This is a genomic window from Pseudoalteromonas aliena, assembly GCF_038155085.1.
GTDB classification, from domain to species: Bacteria; Pseudomonadota; Gammaproteobacteria; order Enterobacterales; family Alteromonadaceae; genus Pseudoalteromonas; species Pseudoalteromonas aliena_A.
Window position 1 is genome coordinate 413,053 of the sequence record NZ_JBAKAU010000001.1, and the last position, 20,605, is coordinate 433,657.

The 20,605-nt window shown below is 39.9% G+C and carries 16 protein-coding genes; 3 read left to right on the forward strand and 13 right to left on the reverse strand.

Annotation, left to right across the window (positions count from 1 at the left end; translation table 11 throughout):
* Nucleotides 1-43 precede the first annotated feature (43 nt).
* Nucleotides 44-1,624, reverse strand: a complete 1,581-nt coding sequence (locus V6260_RS01900) for a BCCT family transporter (protein WP_341592413.1) — start codon at nt 1,622-1,624, stop codon at nt 44-46.
* 627 nt (nt 1,625-2,251) lie between these two features.
* Here V6260_RS01900 and egtB point away from each other — a divergent pair.
* Complete coding sequence (gene egtB / locus V6260_RS01905) at nt 2,252-3,523, forward strand: ergothioneine biosynthesis protein EgtB (protein WP_341592414.1); 1,272 nt, start codon at nt 2,252-2,254, stop codon at nt 3,521-3,523.
* Nucleotides 3,520-4,494, forward strand: a complete 975-nt coding sequence (gene egtD / locus V6260_RS01910; RefSeq protein WP_341592415.1) for an L-histidine N(alpha)-methyltransferase — start codon at nt 3,520-3,522, stop codon at nt 4,492-4,494. The genes egtB and egtD overlap by 4 nt, the downstream gene beginning before the upstream one ends.
* A gap of 282 nt (nt 4,495-4,776) precedes the next feature.
* Here egtD and V6260_RS01915 read toward each other — a convergent pair whose 3' ends face one another.
* The 4 genes from V6260_RS01915 to pxpB form a co-directional block, all read right to left on the reverse strand.
* On the reverse strand, nt 4,777-5,640 hold the full coding sequence (locus V6260_RS01915; RefSeq protein ID WP_341592416.1) for a PhzF family phenazine biosynthesis protein: 864 nt from the start codon (nt 5,638-5,640) through the stop codon (nt 4,777-4,779).
* Nucleotides 5,624-7,297 carry an asparagine synthase B gene (asnB, locus tag V6260_RS01920; RefSeq protein WP_341592417.1) on the reverse strand — a complete coding sequence of 558 codons (1,674 nt, stop codon included), beginning with the start codon at nt 7,295-7,297 and terminating at the stop codon, nt 5,624-5,626. Before asnB ends, V6260_RS01915 begins: the two co-directional genes overlap by 17 nt.
* Before the next feature lie 357 nt (nt 7,298-7,654).
* Nucleotides 7,655-8,581: a biotin-dependent carboxyltransferase family protein gene (locus V6260_RS01925; RefSeq protein WP_341592418.1), complete on the reverse strand. Its 927-nt coding sequence runs from the start codon at nt 8,579-8,581 to the stop codon at nt 7,655-7,657.
* A complete protein-coding gene (gene pxpB / locus V6260_RS01930) occupies nt 8,574-9,239 on the reverse strand; it encodes a 5-oxoprolinase subunit PxpB (RefSeq protein WP_341592419.1) in 666 nt (221 codons plus the stop codon). Before pxpB ends, V6260_RS01925 begins: the two co-directional genes overlap by 8 nt.
* Nucleotides 9,240-9,487: 248 nt before the next feature.
* Between pxpB and msrA the strand changes: the two genes are divergently transcribed.
* Nucleotides 9,488-10,777, forward strand: coding sequence for a peptide-methionine (S)-S-oxide reductase MsrA (gene msrA, locus V6260_RS01935; protein WP_341592420.1), 1,290 nt, complete (start codon nt 9,488-9,490; stop codon nt 10,775-10,777).
* A 475-nt stretch (nt 10,778-11,252) separates the two neighbouring features.
* On the opposite strand, the gene V6260_RS01940 is transcribed toward msrA, so the two are convergent.
* The 8 genes from V6260_RS01940 to V6260_RS01975 form a co-directional block, all read right to left on the reverse strand.
* The gene (locus V6260_RS01940; protein ID WP_341592421.1) at nt 11,253-12,134 is read right to left on the reverse strand and encodes a LysR family transcriptional regulator; all 882 of its coding nucleotides are present in this window, start codon (nt 12,132-12,134) and stop codon (nt 11,253-11,255) included.
* Nucleotides 12,135-12,465: 331 nt separating this feature from the next.
* Complete coding sequence (locus V6260_RS01945) at nt 12,466-13,122, reverse strand: CoA transferase subunit B (RefSeq protein WP_341592422.1); 657 nt, start codon at nt 13,120-13,122, stop codon at nt 12,466-12,468.
* Between the two features lie 14 nt (nt 13,123-13,136).
* A complete protein-coding gene (locus V6260_RS01950; protein WP_008135270.1) occupies nt 13,137-13,835 on the reverse strand; it encodes a CoA transferase subunit A in 699 nt (232 codons plus the stop codon).
* A 260-nt stretch (nt 13,836-14,095) separates the two neighbouring features.
* Nucleotides 14,096-14,992: a hydroxymethylglutaryl-CoA lyase gene (locus tag V6260_RS01955; RefSeq protein ID WP_341592423.1), complete on the reverse strand. Its 897-nt coding sequence runs from the start codon at nt 14,990-14,992 to the stop codon at nt 14,096-14,098.
* A complete protein-coding gene (locus V6260_RS01960; protein WP_341592424.1) occupies nt 14,992-16,995 on the reverse strand; it encodes an acetyl/propionyl/methylcrotonyl-CoA carboxylase subunit alpha in 2,004 nt (667 codons plus the stop codon). Before V6260_RS01960 ends, V6260_RS01955 begins: the two co-directional genes overlap by 1 nt.
* 8 nt (nt 16,996-17,003) lie before the next feature.
* Nucleotides 17,004-17,774 carry an enoyl-CoA hydratase/isomerase family protein gene (locus V6260_RS01965; RefSeq protein WP_341592425.1) on the reverse strand — a complete coding sequence of 257 codons (771 nt, stop codon included), beginning with the start codon at nt 17,772-17,774 and terminating at the stop codon, nt 17,004-17,006.
* A gap of 12 nt (nt 17,775-17,786) precedes the next feature.
* A complete protein-coding gene (locus tag V6260_RS01970; RefSeq protein ID WP_341592426.1) occupies nt 17,787-19,406 on the reverse strand; it encodes a carboxyl transferase domain-containing protein in 1,620 nt (539 codons plus the stop codon).
* 10 nt (nt 19,407-19,416) lie between these two features.
* On the reverse strand, nt 19,417-20,592 hold the full coding sequence (locus tag V6260_RS01975; RefSeq protein WP_341592427.1) for an isovaleryl-CoA dehydrogenase: 1,176 nt from the start codon (nt 20,590-20,592) through the stop codon (nt 19,417-19,419).
* Between the last annotated feature and the right edge of the window lie 13 nt (nt 20,593-20,605).

Consider the following 20,605-nt stretch of genomic DNA (forward strand, 5'->3'; position numbering starts at 1 on the left):
ACGCCGCAAAAAATTGCGGCGCTTTCATTACTAATTAAAAGTATTACTTAACTGGGCGAGGCTCAGTTCGTAAACCTAAAACTAAGCTTAAACACATAAATAATAATACAATAGTAAATGGCAACCCTGTAGAGACAGCGCCTGCTTGTAATGCTTCAATTGCTTGTGTGCCACCAATCCAAAGTAAAGCAGCTGCAATTGCGCCCTCAACCGATGCCCAAAATATACGTTGTGGTACTGGTGCATCAATTTTACCGCCAGCTGTAATTGAATCAATTACTAATGAGCCAGAGTCAGATGACGTAATGAAAAATACCAACACTAATAAAATTGCAATAAATGATAAAATATTAGATAGAGGTAACTCATCAAGCATTTGGAACATGGCTAAAGGTACATCGGTTAAACCGTTTGCGCCTAAGCTTCCAACACCTTGAACCACTTGATCAATTGCAATACCACCGTAAATCGACATCCATAAAATAGTAACTAGCGTAGGGATTAGTAATACTGCAATCAAGAACTCACGTATAGTTCGACCACGTGATACGCGCGCAATAAACATACCTACAAACGGAGACCACGAAATCCACCAAGCCCAATAGAATACAGTCCAGCCATGCATCCATGTTTCGTCTTCACGACCATGAGGATTACTAAGCGGAATTATATTTTCTACATAACCCATAATTGTATTAGGAACATTACCCATAGCAACAGCAAAACCTACTAAGCAAACAAACACTAATAAAGCAAAAGCGATTAGCATATTAATGTTACTTAAAAGTTTTACGCCGCCATCAATTCCGCGCACAACAGAGATAATAGCTAGTAATGTTACACCCACTATTACTAATATTTGAGAGCCAATACCACCTTCTGTCCCAAATACATGGTTAATACCTGCAGAAGCTTGCTGCGCACCTAGACCTAAAGATGTTGCAAGGCCAAATAACGTAGCAAGTACAGCTAAGATATCAATGATATGACCAGGCCAGCCCCAAGCTCTATCACCTAATATAGGGTAAAAAATAGAACGAATTGAAAGAGGTAAACCTTTGTTATATGTAAAAAACGCAAGAGATAAACCAACAACAGCGTAAATAGCCCAAGGGTGAAGACCCCAATGAAACATAGTTGCGCCCATTGCTAATTTTGCAGCTTCTGGTGTATTAGCGGCTACATTAAGCGGTGTTTCGTACCAACCAGTAAAGTAAGCAACTGGTTCAGCAACGCCCCAAAACATAAGGCCGATACCCATACCCGCAGCAAATAACATAGCAAGCCATGAAACTCGAGAGTGAGAAGGTTTAGCGTCATCACCACCAAGGCGAATATTACCGTAAGGTGAAACAATAAGTGCTAAACAAAAGAGTACAAAGAAGTTAGCAGCCCACATAAATAGGGCATCAAAATTATTAATAATATCGGTCTTAATACTATCAAGCGCTGTTTTTGCAGTTTGTGGGTCGGTAACTAGTATGGCGATTAAAAAGATGACAATCAGGCCCGCACTAGTTCCAAAAACAGGGTTGTGAATATCAAACCCCCACTTTTGTACGTTGTCCTGACCTACGGTGTAATCCGTATTGTCAATACTATATTTGTCATGATTTTCCTTCATGCAATACCTCTTTAGTTGTCCTAACAAGCCAAAATAAATTCGGCGTCATATCAAATTACATTAGCCTTTAAATATTAAGTAAAAAGTAATACCGTAATTATTTGAAGACTAACTAATTTGAAGCGTGATCATACAGCTAGTAGTGTATGAGTTAAATATTAAATGTAAATGAATTTGTATTTAAAACGCTGTTTATATAGCTAAATTCATGATTCTTTCATTTGAAAGTCCTAAAATCAAAAATTCAGTGAACGTTAAAATTTAGTTTGCTATTAAAAGTATTAATTTACTTGATTAAGTAAAAAAAGATCATTTTTGAGCAACTTAATTAATGCTTAAATATTAGGGCCTGTTAGTCTTTTATGATTGAAATTTGTTAAATCTAGTCGCGATTTAATCGCTCCTAGTTTTATAGTTTAGCGGTTTGGTAACAGTTGATACGTTATTTTCATGGTTGCACGCACATGCAAATAATCAAGAACCGGCTAGCAAAGAGCAAATTTATCTTCAAGGCTATTATAAATTTATAATCTGATAAGCATCTTTAATCAAGTTGTAATATGAATATGATTTAACACAACACTAAGCTATATTTTATAAATAGGTAGGCAAAGGATTAATACTATTATGTGTGAAAACGTTACAAACGATACCAATCAAAATGAACTTGTTAAACGCTTTTGCAGCGTTAGAAGCGAAAGCCTAGCTATTATCGAACCACTCACTGTAGAAGATTGCCAATTACAAGCTATGGCAGATGTCAGCCCAACTAAATGGCATTTAGCGCATACCACGTGGTTTTTTGAAACGTTTTTACTTAGTGTTCATTGTAAACAGTACGCAGTGTTTAACCCTCACTATAAAATGCTTTTTAATTCTTATTACAATGGGATTGGAGAGCAATTTAAACGGGCAAACCGAGGAAGCTTATCCAGACCTTGTTTAGATGAAGTACTAGTTTACAGAGAACATGTAAATAGCTGTGTAATTGAATTACTTAAGACTGATGTTAACCCACACATTAAAGATATTATTGAACTTGGGTTACACCATGAGCAACAGCATCAAGAGTTAATGCTTATGGACATTAAATATAACTTTTCAGTAAATCCACTATTACCTCAATATAAAACATCGCTTTTAAATAGCCAAAAAAAATCAGTTGATATTAAACCCCTTAATTTTATCAATTTTGAACAAGCCATTATTAATATTGGCACAAATGCCGACGATGAATTTGCATATGATAACGAGTGCCCCAAACACCAAGTATTAATTCATCCATTCAGTTTTGCTAATAGATTGGTCACTAATGGTGAATATTTAAACTTTATAAATGCAGGTGGATATAGCAATCCACAATATTGGTTAAGTGATGGTTGGTCGCACATTCAAAACACTCGTTTAACGCACCCACTATATTGGCATTGCATAAATAACGAATGGTTTGAGTTTACACACTATGGATTGCAGCCATTAAATTTAAGTGCCCCCATCAGCCATGTTAGTTACTTTGAGGCCAGCGCCTATGCTAATTTTGTAAAGGCTCGCTTGCCTACAGAGTTCGAATGGGAATATGCAGCTAAAAATACACCTTTAACAAGCACTAATAATAACGAGCTAACACCACAACAAGTAAAAGAAGATACTGAAATAAACCAGTTAATGGATTCATGTTGGCAATGGACAAACAGTGCATATTTGCCATACCCCGGTTTTAAGCCTATTGAAGGAGTAGCAGGGGAATACAATGGTAAATTTATGAATAACCAAATGGTGTTACGGGGTGGGTGTGTGTTTACCCCTCAAAACCATTTACGACAAACATATCGTAATTTTTATTACCCACATCAAGCGTGGATGTGCAGCGGGATAAGACTAGCTAAGGATATAGTATGAGCCAAGTAACAGCGATTAAACAAAGCAACATAACCGACATTGAGTTTTTAAACGACGTGATAAGCGGATTAACTAAACAACAAAAAACGCTTCCGTGTAAGTATTTTTACGATGATAAAGGTGCTGCATTATTCGAGCAAATAACATCCTTACAAGAGTATTATGTTACACGTACGGAGTTGTCTATTTTAGAGCAATATTCGCAGTCGATTGCTCAAATGCTACCTGAAAACCTCTCTATTATTGAGCCTGGGTGTGGTTCGGGTAAAAAGGTTGCGTATTTATTAGCGCACATGGCAAACGTAAAAACCTTCGTACCGTTTGAAATTTCTGAGGAGATGCTCAGTTATTCACTTGCACATTTGTCACCGTTATTTCCTGATTTGGCAATTTCGCCATTACTAGGAGACTTTACACATAGCCAAATGGTTAAACAGCTCACCAAAGACACCGCTTTAGACAGCCAAACCAATTTGGTGTATTTTCCAGGTTCTACTCTTGGTAATTTTGCCCCAGTTAAAGCCATAGAAATTATGAATAATTTTCATCGCTTATGTGGTGTAAATGGTTATGTATTAATTGGGATTGATTTAGTAAAAGAGCGCCAAGTGTTACTTGATGCATATAACGATAAAGCGGGAGTCACCGCTGCATTTAATAAAAATTTACTACAACGTATTAATAATGAGCTAAGTGGCACATTTAATTTAAATAACTTTAGTCACGAGTCACGCTTTAACGAGCAACATAGCCGTATCGAAATGCATTTAGTAAGTAACTGTAATCAAAGCGTGATTATAAATGATCAGCAAATAGAGTTTAAAGAAGGTGAAAGTATCCATACAGAAAACTCTCACAAGTACACACTCGAATCGTTTACGCGGCTTGCAGCGCAAGCTAATTTAAAGTTAGAACAAACATGGCAAGACGATAGTAACTATTTTGCATTGTGCTTATTACGACCACTATAAACGTTACTTAATATGTTAAGGGCGTGTTGATCTTTGATAGTTGAATTTGCAGCAATATGTTTGGTTTTTAGGCAAGGCAGAGCCTATGAAGTGTGGTTATTCCACATAAATAGGCGATAACGCAGCATAAATGCCAAACATGTGCTGCCCTTCGGGTTCTGCCTAGGGGCGATAAACTCTTTGTTGCTCGATTTTTACTTAGCCCACTAGGTTACAAACCTCGCGCCGCGATTTAATCGCCCCTAGATTGAACAAATTTCAATTCGCAAAGGTCAACACGCCCTAGTAAATGACAACTTTAGCATTGTTAAACTCATAGTTTAGCAATGCACCATTATTTGATTGTTGTATAAGCTTGGCTTTATTTAAACCGTGCAGTCTAAATAGAAGGGGGGCAATAACAGATACCGCAGAGCCTGTAGCACTGTCCTCATTTACACCAAACTGGGGTGCAAAGTATCTAAAATGCGCTATGGCATTTTTCTTGTCTTTATTTTTTATACTAAGGACAATTACTGCATTTTTGTGGAGTTTACTCAAAGCTTTAAAATCAACGTGTAAGCTTTTTAAATCGTCTTTTTCAACGTCCTTACTAAATTCTTCATTAAATAATACAACCGTATAACCGTTTTTATCACCGGTACTGTAGGCTGCTTTTATTGCTGATGAAAACACACTTTTTAGCTCACCTTCAACTAATTCGCTTTTTTTAGACTCTATACTTTTCAGTGACAACTGGGCGCGTTGTTTTTTTACTCTTATAGTAAAACGCTCATTACTCATTGAAGTAAATACTTCAGGGCAATAACCAAAATGCTTTATTAAAAAATTAGCGGCCGCTAAAGTGCCATGTCCACAGCGTTTAATTTCACTTGTTTGGTTAAACCAGCGAATATTACAATGGCGTTTAGTTATTTCATTTTGATTTAAAAATACGGTAGCAGGGTGATTTGATTGTGATGCAATATATTGCATTGCTTTTGATGTTAACCCAATTTTATAAATAACAATTAAAGCACTAGAGCCTTTTAAGTTATTTGCAGGGCTATGAAAAACAGATTCGGTGCAAGTGAGTTTTATAAAGCGAAGCGTAAGCCATTTGGGCTTACGCTTCGTTAAACAAAGAGTGTTATCCTTTGCTTGCATACGCGTCGTTATGAACGCCCGCAGCACGACCTGATGGATCAGCATTGTTTTGGAACGATGCGTCCCATGCAAGTGCTTCAGGAGTCGAACACGCTACCGACTTACCATGTGGTACACATTTAGCTGATGCATCACCAGGGAAGTGCGATTCAAAAATAGTACGGTAGTAGTAAGCTTCTTTAGAATCTGGTGTATTAATAGGGTATTTAAATTTAGCATTTGCAAGCTCTTGATCGCTCACTTGCTCATTTACAAACTCTTTTAAGGTATCAATCCAACTGTAACCAACACCGTCTGAAAACTGCTCTTTTTGGCGCCATAAAACTTCATCAGGCAAGTAGCCATTAAAACCTTCACGTAAAATGTGTTTTTCAATTTTGCCATCTTTACACATTTTGGCTTCAGGGTTGATACGCATAGCTACATCAACAAATTCTTTATCAAGGAACGGTACACGTGCTTCAACGCCCCATGCCGCCATTGATTTATTAGCACGTAAACAGTCAAACATATGAAGTTTTGATACTTTACGGTTTAGCTCTTCATGAAACTCTTGTGCGTTAGGGGCTTTATGGAAGTATAAGTAACCACCAAATAGCTCATCAGCTCCTTCGCCAGATAACACCATTTTAATGCCCATCGCTTTAATTTGGCGAGCCATTAAGTACATAGGTGTAGAGGCACGAATCGTTGTTACATCATACGTTTCAATGTGGTAAATCACTTCACGTAGTGCATCAATACCTTCTTGAATGGTAAAAATGATAGGGTGGTGAATAGTACCAATCATGTCAGCTACTTTTTGTGCAGCCGCTAAATCAGGTGAGCCCTCAAGACCTACTGAAAAAGAATGTAGCTTAGGCCACCATGCATCGCTTTCATCGTTATCTTCAATACGTTTTGCAGCAAAACGCTGAGTAATAGCAGAAATAACTGATGAGTCTAAACCACCAGAAAGTAATACACCGTAAGGCACGTCACACATTAGCTGGCGTTTAACGGCCGCTTCTAATGCATCTTTGACGTCTTGCGCTTGTGCGCTGTTATCTTTAACTGCATCAAATGTTTCCCAATCACGTTTGTAATAAGGCGTCATTTTGCCATCTTTGCTGTACAGGTAATGCCCTGGTGGAAATTCTTCAATATGCTTACAAATTGGAGAAAGTGCTTTTAGCTCTGAAGCAACGTAAAAGTTACCGTGCTCGTCGTGACCCGTGTAAAGCGGGATAATACCAATATGGTCACGGCCAATTAAGTAAGCGTCATTTTCTTCATCGTATAAACAAAATGCAAAAATGCCATTTAGATCATCTAAAAAGTCAGGCCCTTTTTGTTTATAAAGCGCTAAAATAACTTCACAGTCTGATTGAGTTTGAAAAGTAAAATCAACGTCTAACTCTGCTGCAAGTTCTTTATGATTATAAATCTCGCCATTAACCGCTAACATATTTGTTTTTTCAGGGTTGTATAAAGGCTGTGCACCGCTTGATACACCAACAATAGCTAAACGCTCATGCACTAAAATAGCTTTTTCAGATGCATATACACCAGACCAATCTGGACCACGGTGTCTAAGCAGCTTTGACATTTCAATTGCTTGGGTACGCAATTGAGCGGGATCAGATTTAATATCTAATACCCCAAAAATTGAACACATAGTAACTCCTCATTCCTATTATGTGGCAGCAGAGCCAATTTGCTGTGCTGCGAAACCATGTTTTATCAGAAAAAATTACTCAAGTCACATAGCTTTTACAATTAATTAAGAATAATTTATGCACCAAGTTGTATATGGCTGCACCAAAGTGGGTAATGCGTGGTGTCGCTGCTATTTTTACGTCGTTAATATTGTTCAAAGCTTGTGCAATCATCATTTTTAGCGCGTTGATAACGGTTTACTTATTTATGCTTAGTGCGCCATTGTAGTGCACAGCTTGGCTTGGTAAATCAGGAATATGCACAAATCACCTTTTATTACTACGTAATAGTTTTCCTATTTATTTTTTAAATATTTTTATAGGTTATTTTTAAGTGCAAGGCTCAATTGATGTAGGTGTCCGTCGAGCTTCTGCTTCGCCTTTGCTGCTTCTTCAAACGTTACATATTTAAACTCAACAGTATCTAAAGGTCTAAATTGTGCGAATTGTCGTAAGTCGGCTTCAATAACAGTCCCTAATAAAGGGTAGCCTCCTGTGCTTTGGCCATCATTTAGTAACACAATTGGTTCTCCACTTGGTGGAAGTTGAATACTCCCAGGACTCACCCCTAGTGATGGCAAAGAGTGCGAATGCCCCAAATTATTTTTATGATCAAGCCTTACACCCATTCGGTTACTATTATTACTGACTTTAAAAGCAGTAGACACAAAGTTGCTAAGTAAAAGCTCGCCTAATAAGTCAGCATGTGGACTTGGATACAGGCGTATAAGTTTGCGCTGGGCGGGAGCAATTGCGCCTACTTTTATAAACTCTCCATAATAAGGAGTAATAGGTATTTCATCACCCGTGGTGAGAGAACTACCTTCAAAACCACCAAAACACGCGTTTAAATCTGTAGATTTAGAACCCATAACCTCAGTATTTTGTATACCGCCGTTCACTGCTAAATAAGCTCTTAAGCCCGCTCTACCTGTAGCAAAACTTAGGACTTGTTTGTTTTTTACTGCGTATGTCCAACCAGGATAAATTGCATGTCCATCAAGGGTTGCTTGCAAATCTGCACCATGAAGCGCAATTACTGTGTCGCAGGTGAATTCCAGTTCACACAAACCCACAGTTATTTCTAAAACGGCGTCATTGTCGTTATTGTTAAGTAGTCTATTAGCAATGATTTGTGCAATGGGGTCTAAGCAACCCGCTTTGCTTACACCTAAATGGCGGTAGCCCTCACGCCCAAAATCTTGAATTGTAAGTAGTACACCACTTTTAAGTACTTTAATCATGATTTGCTCCTTTATTAATGAGCGGAACAAATTCAAGCGTATCGCCTGGTTGAATTAAACAAGGTTGCTCAGAGGTCGAATCAAACAAAGTAGTATCTGTATGACCTATTATGTGCCAACCACCAGGGGTATCTGCGGGGTAAATTCCGGTTTGTGCAGCACCTATCGCAACAGAACCTTTAGGTACCTTAATGCGAGGCTCATCCCGCCTTGGTGTATGCAGGCTGTCATCTAAGCCATGTAGGTAAGCAAAACCGGGCTGAAAGCCTAAAAATAAAACGTGGTACTTGATGCTACTATGAATATTAATAACCTCATCAGCGCTTAAATTATGATAACGAGCCACGTAATTAATATCCTCACCCTTGTACGTGGTTTTTATTAAGTGATGCTGCCCTTTAAAGGTACTGCTTTTAATGTCACCCCAAAGCAAAGGTAATGCTTGTAGCCATTTATTTAAATGTTTATCTGATTTTAAATAGAGGGTGAGTGAGTTCATTGCCGGCACCAAATCGGTAAATTCATCAGTGCTTTTACAGTGGTTAGCTAAAGCCCAAATTTTTTTTTGAATAGAGAGTCTATCTGTAGCGTCTAAATGCGATGCATCAAACAGTAAACTACTGTTTGTTAATGCATAAATATGAGGAGCTGGCTTCATTAAATGAACCTATTTGTACAACATAATTTAAACGTATCACAGTTTTATTAATTTATTTACACCATTGCGACTAAGTGGTTATGTTTATTGCCCAACTTATTTTAAGAGTAGTTTTATATTCAATTAATCGTATTTAACTTATTGAAGACCAAAACTAAATACACTTCGTACTAAATAAATAATTAGGTTGAAATGAAAATTAGGATAAGGAGGTCTTAATTAGCACGCACTTGTTTAAGAGGTATTTTATGAAACACCCGCATTTATTATATTTATCAGGCGCTGCTATTATATTTAGCGCAGGCAGCTTTGCTTTATCTATGGAAAAGGTAGAGCACAGTAATGTAGAAGCCACAATGCATGTAGAAACTATTGTACTGGGATCTGGTTGTTTTTGGGGGGCCGAAAAACGTTACGAAGCGCTTAATGGCGTTATTGATGCTGAGTCAGGCTATGCAGACGGCAATGGCTTTAAAGCTACCTACAGAAACATTACTGATCAGTCTCGTCGTTTTGACGAGAACAATTATGCTGAAGTTGTACAAGTTATGTATAACAGCAATATAATTTCAGCAGAAGATCTCTTAAAAAACTATTTTGAAAGTCATGATCCTACGCAAAAAAGCCGCCAAGGTAACGACATTGGCACTCAATATCGCTCAATTATATTAACGACTACTGATGCGCAAGCTAAAGTAGCTGAGCAGGTTAAATCGCAATATCAGCAGCTTTTAACCGATGCGAGTTATGGCAAAATTGAAACGGTTATTAAACCGCTTCAAGGTTTTGTATCGGCAGAAGAGTATCATCAAAATTATTTAGAAAAGAACCCTAATGGCTATTGCCCAGATCATTCTACCGGTGTTGTTTTCAATAAAACACCTGTAGAAAAAGTAGATAACACTGCTTTATTATCAGGAAAACAAATCCTAGTTTTAGACTCACGTGAATACTGCCCATACTGTGAAAAATTTAAAAAAGCAGTCGCAAATGATTACAAAGGTACAATACCAATGTCATTTCGCCATGCTGACCAACTTGATGATTTAACCATTAAGTCAGCCACATGGGCAACACCGACCATTTTGTTTTTAGAAAATGGTACTGAGGTATATGGACGTCAAGGTTACGCAACGCCTGAAGAGTTTTATAAAGCATTAGGCGCTTTTAAATTGGGTAACAGCGATGCTTATAAAGTTGCATTTGATGCACGAACGGATAGGCCTTACTGTAAAGAGTACAAAGAGTTTAAAAATACACCTGACGGTACTTTTGTTGATAAATTAAGTGGCGAGCCACTATTTGATACAAGCGATAGGTTTAACTCCGGTACTGGTTGGTTGTCGTTTACTCATCCTGTAAAAAACAACGTAACACAGCACGACGATAGCAGCTGGGGCATGACACGCATTGAGCTTCGCTCTAAAAGTACAGGCATACACCTAGGTCATTTATTTCCTGGTGAAGGTCCAAGAGGTCGCGATCGTTACTGTATTAATGCAACAGTGCTAGATTTTGTACCAAGAGATAAAAGTTAGTTAATTTATGTAAAAAGCCCCGAAAGTTATAACTTTCGGGGCTTTTAAAAAGTATTAGGCTTATATTGCATATCATGTGGTTTGTGCCAAAAATAAAAACAGTTCAAGCCAAGTCACCACCTAACTTGAACTGCTTTTTCACACTGACAACATCTTACACACACAATATAAGATTTTTTTCACTGCTACATTTGAGTTACTAGAACTAAAAAGATTGCATTTATTGCTCTTATGGAACAATTTAACTAAGTTGTTTTGAGCTTAGAAAGCAACTTTAATATTTAACTTTATTTTCGACAAACGATAAAAACGAAACCAATGAGTGAAAAAAATTAAACTATAGACTTTAGTCTAATGCATGGCGCTAAGCTTATGTATTTTAATAAAAAATACTATTCAAAATTGCAGGAGGTTTAGACGAGTTCAGTAATACAACATAGAGTAGGTTGTATTACTGAACTCATCTAATAGGGGATTATTCTTGAATTTTTCTAAACGTATTTACAACCCACTTCGCAAATAAATCAAGCGGGTGATTAGGCGTGCTTGATTCGTGCTGAACTAAGTAGTATTTATCTTTAGTTGTTAAAGGCTGTTCAAATAACTTGTAAAGCCATTGCTCATCTAGCCAGCTTTGACTAATAGGCAGTGGGATAAGTGCAATGCCCATGCCTTGCTGCGCAGCACGCGCTACACCAAACATGCTATCTATTTGAATAATCTGCGAAGGAGAAAAGTCATCAATCCCTGCCTTTTCTGCCCATTGATGCCAAGCCCAAGGACGTGCCTTATGTAGTATTAGTGGAACTTGATTTAAAGCTTGGCAGTGGTCATTTTTCCACTGGTCGAGTAATTTTTTATTACACGCAGGAATATATTCAAGGTTAAACAATTCAGTCGCTAACCCTTCTGTAGGTTTACCAGAGGACAATACAATGGATAAATCACTATGGCGCGTTAATTCTTTGCGTGTTTTAAGCGTGTCCATTTGAAGGTTTATATTAGGGTGTTCTGACGTCCACTCACTTAATTTAGGCATGAGTAGTTCGCTGGCAAAAAATTCAGGCAGCGTAATAGTCAAATTTGTATTTTGCTGCATCTGACTAAACTCATTAATAGTGCTCTCTAACATTGTGATGATAGGAGATACAGCATCAAAAAAGTTTTTACCCGCTGTGGTTAAGCTAATTGAACGCGTTTTACGTTGAAAAAGCTCAATACCAAGTTGTTCTTCAAGTTGTTTTATTTGATGGCTTACCGCAGAAGGCGTTAAGTACAGCTCATTAGCTGCATGCTTAAAACTTAAGCTTCTTGCTGCAAAGCAAAAAGAGCGAAGGCCACGAATAGGAGTTTGCATGTTTTCCATTTTAAAGTTGTTTATATAGCCTAATATAGGCAAAAATCGAACCAGTTAATAATCACAATAATATCAATAGGTTAATAGTTATCGCAAAGCGGATTCACTAAAGTGGTGCATGATAACAACAATTTAGTGCAAAAGCTTTAGATATAGCCTACCTATTTATGCAACTATTATAGATAAAAATTTACTACAGCTGTATGAATTAGCCAGAAAATAAAGCAAAAGGCCAAAAAAAATCCCTCGTGAGAGGGATTTTGGGTAACTCAGCGCCATTGGCACTGGGAATGAGGTCGGTACAGGGTAAAGCGTTATCTTAAGCTAAAGCCTAAAAGACCATTTCTGGAACTTCACCGTCAACAAGTAATTTACCTGCTGTTTTACTAATGATTTCATCAACAGATACGCCCGGAGCACGCTCTAATAGATGAAATGCGCCGTCTTTAACTTCTAGCACGGCTAAATCTGTTACTATTTTTTTTACGCAATTAACACCTGTAAGCGGCAATGAGCAGTTTTCTAATAGTTTAGAGTCGCCATGCTTACTTGCGTGGGTCATAGTAACAATAATATTTTTCGCGCCAGCGACTAAGTCCATCGCGCCACCCATGCCTTTAATCAGCTTTTTAGGGATCATCCACGATGCAATGTTACCGTTCTGGTCAACTTCAAATGCACCCAGAACGGTTAAGTCTACATGACCACCCCGTATCATGGCAAAACTATCTGCACTATTAAATATGGCTGCGCCTGTTGCAGCTGTCACGGTTTCTTTACCTGCGTTAATCATATCGGCGTCTAGCTCTGCCTTAGTCGGGTACGGGCCCATGCCTAAAAGGCCATTTTCGGACTGTAACATAACTTCAATATCATCTGGTACATAGTTTGCGACGAGTGTCGGAATTCCTATGCCCAAATTTACGTAGTAGCCATCTTGTAGTTCTTGTGCAACGCGCATTGCAACTTGTTCACGTGATAATGCCATAATTATGCTCCTGCTTAGTCTCGTGTTGTTACACGTTCAATGCGTTTTTCAAAGCTGCCTTTAATAACGCGATTTACAAAAATACCCGGAGTATGAATTTGGCTTGGCTCAAGTTCACCTGGCTCTACAATTTCTTCTACTTCAGCAACGGTAATTTTGCCTGCTGTTGCAGCCATTGGATTAAAGTTCATAGCGGTATGTCTAAACACTAAATTACCAAAACGGTCGGCTTTCCACGCTTTAACAATAGCAAATTCACCCGTTATAGACTCTTCTAAAATATATGGGCGACCATTAAATTCTTTTACGTCTTTGCCTTCAGCCACTGGAGTACCGTAACCAGTTGCCGTGTAAAACGCTGGTATACCGGCGCCTCCAGCTCGCATTTTTTCAGCAAGTGTGCCTTGAGGCGTAAGCTCTACATCAATTTCGCCACTTAATAACTGCTGCTCGAATAGGGCGTTTTCGCCAACGTACGAGGCAACTACTTTTTTAATTTGTTTGTCTTGTAATAAAATACCTAAACCAAAGTCATCAACACCACAGTTATTAGATACTACGGTTAAGTTTTTTGTTTGCATGTGCTTAATTTGTTTAATTAAGCCCTCAGGAATACCACATAAACCAAAACCACCGGCAATAATGGTATCGCCGTCTTTTAATCCTTCCATTGCAGCTTCGTAACTAGAAACTACCTTATCAAAACCGGCCATGAGTCTCTCCTCATTGTGTGCTATTTGTTGTTAACTATCTTTAATCATCATTTCATAAGATAGCTATTTAACCTGAACTCTGGTTAATAGATTTACTAACATATGAATCAGGGTGATATTTAAATTTATTTCTCTAGCCAGAGATTTTCAGTGAAAACAAGGCGAATTTACACTTCAATAGCTGGCCTATTGCAAGTAAATTCAACGCAGTTAGTGCTGAAAATAGCTGCTCGAGATAGATTTATTATCCAGAGCTCAGGTTATTTAGTGTGTAGTGCCACAGATACTTTGCTTACAGGTTCCTTACCAAGTGCTTTGGTTATTTCCCAGCCAGCGTCACTTAACCTTTGTAAATCAATTCCGTTTTCAATGCCAAGCCCTTGCAGTAAGTAAACGACATCTTCGGTGGCAACATTTCCTGACGCGCCTTTTGCGTAAGGGCAGCCACCAAGGCCCGCAACTGCCGCGTCAATCGTTGCAATACCTAAGCTTAAAGCTGCGTAAATATTTGTGAGCGCTTGGCCGTATGTATCATGAAAATGCACGGCCAACTTGGCTTTATCAATGTGCGTTAAAAGTAACTCGATTAATTGCGTTACTTTTTTTGCGGTGCCAACACCTATGGTATCGCCAAGGCTTACTTCGTAACAGCCTAAATCTAATAGCTTTTGCGATACACTCAGCACCGCTTGCGAGTCAATCTCACCTTCATAGGGGCAACCGAGTACACAGCTAACATAACCACGTACACGAATATTATTCGCTTTAGCAAACGCCATTACTTCGCTAAAGCGTTCAATACTCTCATCTATTGAGCAGTTGATATTTTTTTGACAAAACGATTCACTCGCAGCGGTAAAAATAGCAAACTCTTTAATGCCAACAGCATGCGCTGCTTGTGCACCTTTCAAGTTAGGGGTAAGGGCACTTAAATTAACATCAGGTAAATCTAGCGCTGATATTACATCCGCTGAGTCTGCCATTTGTGGCACCCATTTAGGGGATACAAACGCACCGGCTTCAATATCTTTTAAACCTGCAGCACTTAGGGCATTAATAAGCGCTACTTTATCGGCTGTGCTTACTGTTTTTTCGTTCTGTAGACCATCTCGCGCGCCAACTTCAACAATACGTACTTTACTTGGTAAGGCACTCATTATGCACCTTCCTCAGTTGTATCTTCGACAATAGCAAGCAGAGCACCATGCGTTACCAGTTCGCCTTCACCAAAACAGTAGCTTTTTAAAATTCCGTCATGCGGTGCGTTAAGCGTGTATTCCATTTTCATAGCTTCGATAATAACAACCGCATCACCTTTGGTAATTGTGCTACCAATGTCGATTAAGTGCTTAACTACCGTGCCATTGAGCGGGGCGGCAAGTGGCAAAGCTTCGCTTTCGTGCGAACTAATATAATGTTTATTAACTAGTTCAAACTTAGTTTGCAGTGCTTTATTCATAACAGTGACAATATTGCCAACAGTATTATTACCTACCGTAGTTACGTGCGCGCTATGTTTTTCACCATTAATAAATACAGTGCAAAGACCACTATTTAATGTGCCTTGTAAACTAAATACATCCTCGTTATGCGTAATACTATAGCCCGCTGACGTTTTTATAGCGCTTAGCTGTAAATCGGCAAAAGGGACTTTAATTGCTTGCGGTGCATTGAGTGTAAAACCGCTTAGTTGTTGCCACGGGGTTGTGCTGTTTTGCGCACTTTGTGTGTTAGTTAACGACTCTAAATATGCAAACGCACCAATAAGCTGGCTTGCTTGCAACAACGATTTATCAACCGCAACTAACGAGTCGCCTTGCTCTGCAATAAAGTGTGTACTTGGCGCACCTTGTTTAAAGGTAGGGTGGCTTGCTAAATTATGCAAAAAGCCAATGTTAGTGCTAAAACCCGCTAAATGAAATTGCTCAAGAGCGTGTTGTAAACGGCTCAGTGCTTGTTCGCGATTGTCGTCGTGCACAATAAGTTTTGCAATCATCGGATCGTAAAACGGGCTGATTTCGTCGCCTTGTGCAATGCCTGTATCAATGCGTACAAATTCGCTGTTAAGGGGTGTATGTAGCGCTTCAATAGTGCCTGAGCACGGGATAAAGTCGTTAGCTGGATCTTCTGCGTATATACGCGCTTCAAAGCTATGACCCTGCAATTGAATATCACTTTGTGTCAGTGGCAGTGTTTGCCCACCCGCAATATTAATTTGCCAATTGACTAAATCTACACCGGTAACCATTTCAGTCACTGGGTGTTCTACTTGAAGGCGCGTATTCATTTCCATAAAGAAAAATTCATCGCCACACAGTAAAAACTCAACCGTACCCGCGCCTCTATAATTTATAGCCAGTGCACAACGTACAGCTGCTTCGCCCATTTCTTTGCGTAGCTCGTCAGATAAACCCGGAGCAGGGGCTTCTTCAATTACTTTTTGATGACGACGTTGCAAAGAACAATCACGATCGCCTAAATAAACACAATTACCATAGTTATCTGCAAATACTTGCACTTCAACATGGCGAGGCTGGTTTACGTAGCGCTCAAGCAATACTAAATCGTTACCAAAACCGGCAATTGCTTCACGTTGTGCGCCCTCAAGTGCACTCATAAATTGTTTGGCGTTTTGTACAACGCGCATACCTTTACCACCGCCACCAAAGGCGGCTTTAATTAGTACAGGGAAGCCAATTTTTTCAGCTTCACTTTGTAAAAAAGCAGGATCTTGTTTATCACCGTAATAACCAGGTACTAACGGCACATTAGCAGCTGCCATTATTTCTTTAGCGCGGGTTTTAGAGCCCATTGCCTCTATGCTGCTTGCAAGTGGGCCAATAAACGCAATATTGTTAGCTTCACAGGCTTTAGCAAATTCACTGTTTTCAGATAAAAATCCATAACCTGGGTGAATACAGTCAGCGCCTGCGTTTTTAGCCACTTGCAAAATTTTGTCGGCGACTAGGTATGAGTCTTTACTTGGTGCTGGGCCAATTTGGTAAGCCTCGTCAGCCATTTTTACGTGCTGGGCATGTTTGTCTGCATCAGAATAAACAGCGACCGTGGTTAAGCCCATTTGTTTTGCGCTGCGCATTACTCGGCACGCAATTTCTCCACGATTGGCAATCAGTATTTTTTGTAATCGTTGTGTGTTCATAATCAATCCTACAGTTGCCAAGCGGGTGAGCGTTTATCAAAAAAGGCACTTAGTCCTTCTTGACCTTCTTCAGATACGCGAATTTTTGCAATACGCTCAGCTGTAAGCTCAATAAGTTCATCGGTAATTGGTTTATTTGCTACATCGTTAATTAATGCTTTTGCGGCTTTTACTGCAACAGGTCCGTTATCAATCAGTGTTTGCAGAATATTATCGACCGCACAGTCTAAATTACCGGTTACTTGATGAATTAAACCAAGTTGCTTAGCAGTATGTGCATCAAACACTTCAGCCGTTAAAAAGTACCTGCGAGCAGCGCGCTCACCAATAGCTTTAATTACATACGGGCTAATAACCGCCGGAATAAGACCTAGCTTTACTTCGCTTAAACAAAATTGAGCATCGTCTTTACTAAGGGCTATGTCGCAACAAGCTATTAAGCCCAGAGCACCACCAAAAGCAGCACCTTGCACAGCGCAAATTGTAGGATGCGGGGAGCTTGCCAATCCCTGCATTAATTTAGCTAATTGCATTGAATCAGCTAGGTTACCGGCGTAGTTGTTATCCGCCATAGATTTCATCCAGGCTAAATCGGCACCGGCTGAAAAATGCTTACCTTCTGTTTTTAAAACCAAAGCACGAATATCAAGCGTATTTGCATGTTCAATACACTGAATCAGCTCGTGTATTACTTCGCTATTAAATGCGTTTCTTTTTTCTGGGCGGCTTAACACAAGTACAGCCACATTAGATTTTGTTATTTGTAGTGTTACTGACATTTTGCGCTCCGGTTACATTCTAAATACGCCAAATTTTGAATCACGTTTAGGTGCGTTGTTCGCAGCCGTTAACGCCAGCCCTAATACATTACGCGTATCGGCAGGGTCTATAATGCCGTCATCCCACAAGCGTGCGCTTGCGTAATACGGATGACCTTGCTCTTCGTACTGGTCAATAATTGGCTTTTTAAAGTCACTGATTTCTTGCTCGCTCATGCTTTGGCCTTTGCGTGCTAAACCATCTTGTTTAACTTGCACCATTACACCCGCTGCTTGCTCGCCGCCCATTACCGAAATACGGGCATTAGGCCACATCCACATCATGGTTGGTTCAAATGCACGACCACACATTCCGTAGTTACCGGCGCCGTAAGAGCCGCCAATAAGTACTGTAAATTTAGGTACATCAGCACACGAAACCGCCATCACCATTTTAGCGCCGTGCTTTGCAATACCTTCGGCTTCGTATTTTTTACCCACCATAAAGCCGGTAATATTTTGTAAAAACACTAAAGGAATATTGCGCTGAGCACACAGCTGAATAAAGTGCGCGCCTTTTTGCGCCGACTCACTAAATAAAATACCGTTATTAGCCACTATGCCAACCGGGTTGCCATAAATGCTGGCAAAACCGGTGACGAGTGTTTCACCAAAGTAGCGTTTAAATTCATCAAATGATGAGTCATCTACAGTGCGCGCTATTACTTCGCGTACATCAAACGGCTTTTTAAGGTCGGTGCCTACAATGCCGTAAAGCTCGTTTATATCGTAACGAGGTGGTTTTACATCATCTAACTCTTGTTTAAGTAACGGCGCAGTAGGGCGCGTGTAATTAATACGTTCTATACATTGGCGCGCAATAGACAGCGCATGGGCGTCGTTTTCAGCAAAGTGATCGGCAACACCCGACACTTTACAGTGCACATCGGCGCCGCCTAGTTCTTCGGCTGTTACTTCTTCGCCTGTTGCTGCTTTTACAAGCGGCGGGCCTGCTAAAAAAATAGTGCCTTGATCTTTTACAATAATGCTTTCGTCTGCCATAGCAGGTACGTACGCACCACCTGCGGTACATAACCCCATTACCACGGCAATTTGTACAATACCTTTACCCGACATACGGGCTTGATTGTAAAAAATACGACCAAAATGCAACTTATCCGGAAATACATCGTCCTGCTCAGGCAGGTTAGCACCGCCCGAATCCACCAAATAAATACACGGTAAGTGGCAGCGCTCTGCGATGTCTTGTGCGCGTAAATGCTTTTTAACAGTAAGCGGAAAATACGTACCGCCTTTAACCGTGGCATCGTTTGCAATAATCATGCATTCAATGCCTTTAACACGGCCTATACCGGCTACAACACCAGCGCACGGTATTGCTTGTTCGTACACACCAAAGGCAGCAAATTGCGATATTTCTAAAAACGGTGAGCCTTCGTCAATCAACGTACTTATACGGTCGCGTACAAATAATTTACCACGGCCTTCGTGGCGCTCCTTTAATGCAGTGCCTCCGCCTTGGCTAATTGTTGCTACTTTACTGCGTAAATCATCCACCAGCGCCGACATATTTTTATGGTTTTGCACGAACGTTGGATCGTGAGGGTTAACGCTCGATTTTAAAATCGTCATGGTTTAATCCTTAACGGCTTTCAGTGAAAAGTTCGCGGCCAATAAGCATGCGGCGTATTTCTGATGTACCTGCACCAATTTCGTATAGTTTAGCGTCGCGCAGCAGGCGGCCCGTTGCGTATTCGTTTATGTAGCCATTGCCACCTAAAATTTGAATTGCATCAAGCGCCATTTTAGTCGCAAGCTCTGCGGCATATAAAATGGCACCGGCTGCATCTTTACGGGTTGTTTCACCACGGTCACAAGAGCGAGCTACCGTATATACATATGAGCGCGCAGCATTCATTTGTGTATACATGTCGGCTACTTTGCCTTGAATTAACTGAAATTGACCAATAGGGGTGTCAAACTGTTTACGCTCATGGATGTACGGTACTACTATGTCCATACATGCCTGCATTATGCCAAGCGGGCCCGCTGCAAGTACTACGCGTTCGTAATCAAGGCCACTCATAAGTACTTTAACGCCTTCGTTTAAGTTACCTAAAATGTTTTCTTCTGGCACTTCGCAGTTTTCAAACACCAGTTCACAGGTGTTTGAGCCACGCATGCCGAGTTTGTCGAGCTTTTGTGCAGTAGAAAACCCAGCAAAGCTGCTTTGTACAATAAAAGCGGTAATGCCTTTCGCGCCGGCGTTTAAATCTGTTTTTGCGTAAATAACAAATGTGTGTGCGTCGGGGCCATTGGTGATCCACATTTTATTACCATTTAAAATGTACTTATCGCCTTTTTTCTCGGCTTTAAGTTTCATAGATACCACGTCAGAGCCTGCGTTTGGCTCGCTCATGGCAAGGGCTCCAATGTGCTCACCACTAATTAGTTTTGGTAGGTATTTTTCTTTTTGTGCTTGATTACCGTTACGGTTAATTTGATTTACACACAAGTTTGAATGCGCACCATAGCTTAAGCCAATTGAGGCACTAGCGCGGCTAATTTCTTCCATTGCAATTACATGCTCTAAGTAACCTAAGCCTGCACCGCCAAAGTCTTCAGAAACGGTCATACCAAGTACACCCATTTCGCCCATTTGCGGCCAAAGCTGATTAGGAAACGCATTATCAATATCAGTTTGCTCAGCCAGTGGCCCAATTTCTTGGCTTGCAAAGCTATTTACATGGTCGCGGATCATATCGGCGGTTTCGCCTAGGCCAAAGTTCATCTCTTTATAAAGTGAAATAGTGCTCATGATTCATTCCTGT

Coding starts and splice junctions, on each gene's coding strand:
- V6260_RS01900 (WP_341592413.1), bottom strand. CDS start 1,624: ATGAAGGAAAATCATGACAAATATAGTATTGACAATACGGATTACACC.
- egtB (WP_341592414.1), top strand. CDS start 2,252: ATGTGTGAAAACGTTACAAACGATACCAATCAAAATGAACTTGTTAAA.
- egtD (WP_341592415.1), top strand. CDS start 3,520: ATGAGCCAAGTAACAGCGATTAAACAAAGCAACATAACCGACATTGAG.
- V6260_RS01915 (WP_341592416.1), bottom strand. CDS start 5,640: ATGCAAGCAAAGGATAACACTCTTTGTTTAACGAAGCGTAAGCCCAAA.
- asnB (WP_341592417.1), bottom strand. CDS start 7,297: ATGTGTTCAATTTTTGGGGTATTAGATATTAAATCTGATCCCGCTCAA.
- V6260_RS01925 (WP_341592418.1), bottom strand. CDS start 8,581: ATGATTAAAGTACTTAAAAGTGGTGTACTACTTACAATTCAAGATTTT.
- pxpB (WP_341592419.1), bottom strand. CDS start 9,239: ATGAAGCCAGCTCCTCATATTTATGCATTAACAAACAGTAGTTTACTG.
- msrA (WP_341592420.1), top strand. CDS start 9,488: ATGAAACACCCGCATTTATTATATTTATCAGGCGCTGCTATTATATTT.
- V6260_RS01940 (WP_341592421.1), bottom strand. CDS start 12,134: ATGCAAACTCCTATTCGTGGCCTTCGCTCTTTTTGCTTTGCAGCAAGA.
- V6260_RS01945 (WP_341592422.1), bottom strand. CDS start 13,122: ATGGCATTATCACGTGAACAAGTTGCAATGCGCGTTGCACAAGAACTA.
- V6260_RS01950 (WP_008135270.1), bottom strand. CDS start 13,835: ATGGCCGGTTTTGATAAGGTAGTTTCTAGTTACGAAGCTGCAATGGAA.
- V6260_RS01955 (WP_341592423.1), bottom strand. CDS start 14,992: ATGAGTGCCTTACCAAGTAAAGTACGTATTGTTGAAGTTGGCGCGCGA.
- V6260_RS01960 (WP_341592424.1), bottom strand. CDS start 16,995: ATGAACACACAACGATTACAAAAAATACTGATTGCCAATCGTGGAGAA.
- V6260_RS01965 (WP_341592425.1), bottom strand. CDS start 17,774: ATGTCAGTAACACTACAAATAACAAAATCTAATGTGGCTGTACTTGTG.
- V6260_RS01970 (WP_341592426.1), bottom strand. CDS start 19,406: ATGACGATTTTAAAATCGAGCGTTAACCCTCACGATCCAACGTTCGTG.
- V6260_RS01975 (WP_341592427.1), bottom strand. CDS start 20,592: ATGAGCACTATTTCACTTTATAAAGAGATGAACTTTGGCCTAGGCGAA.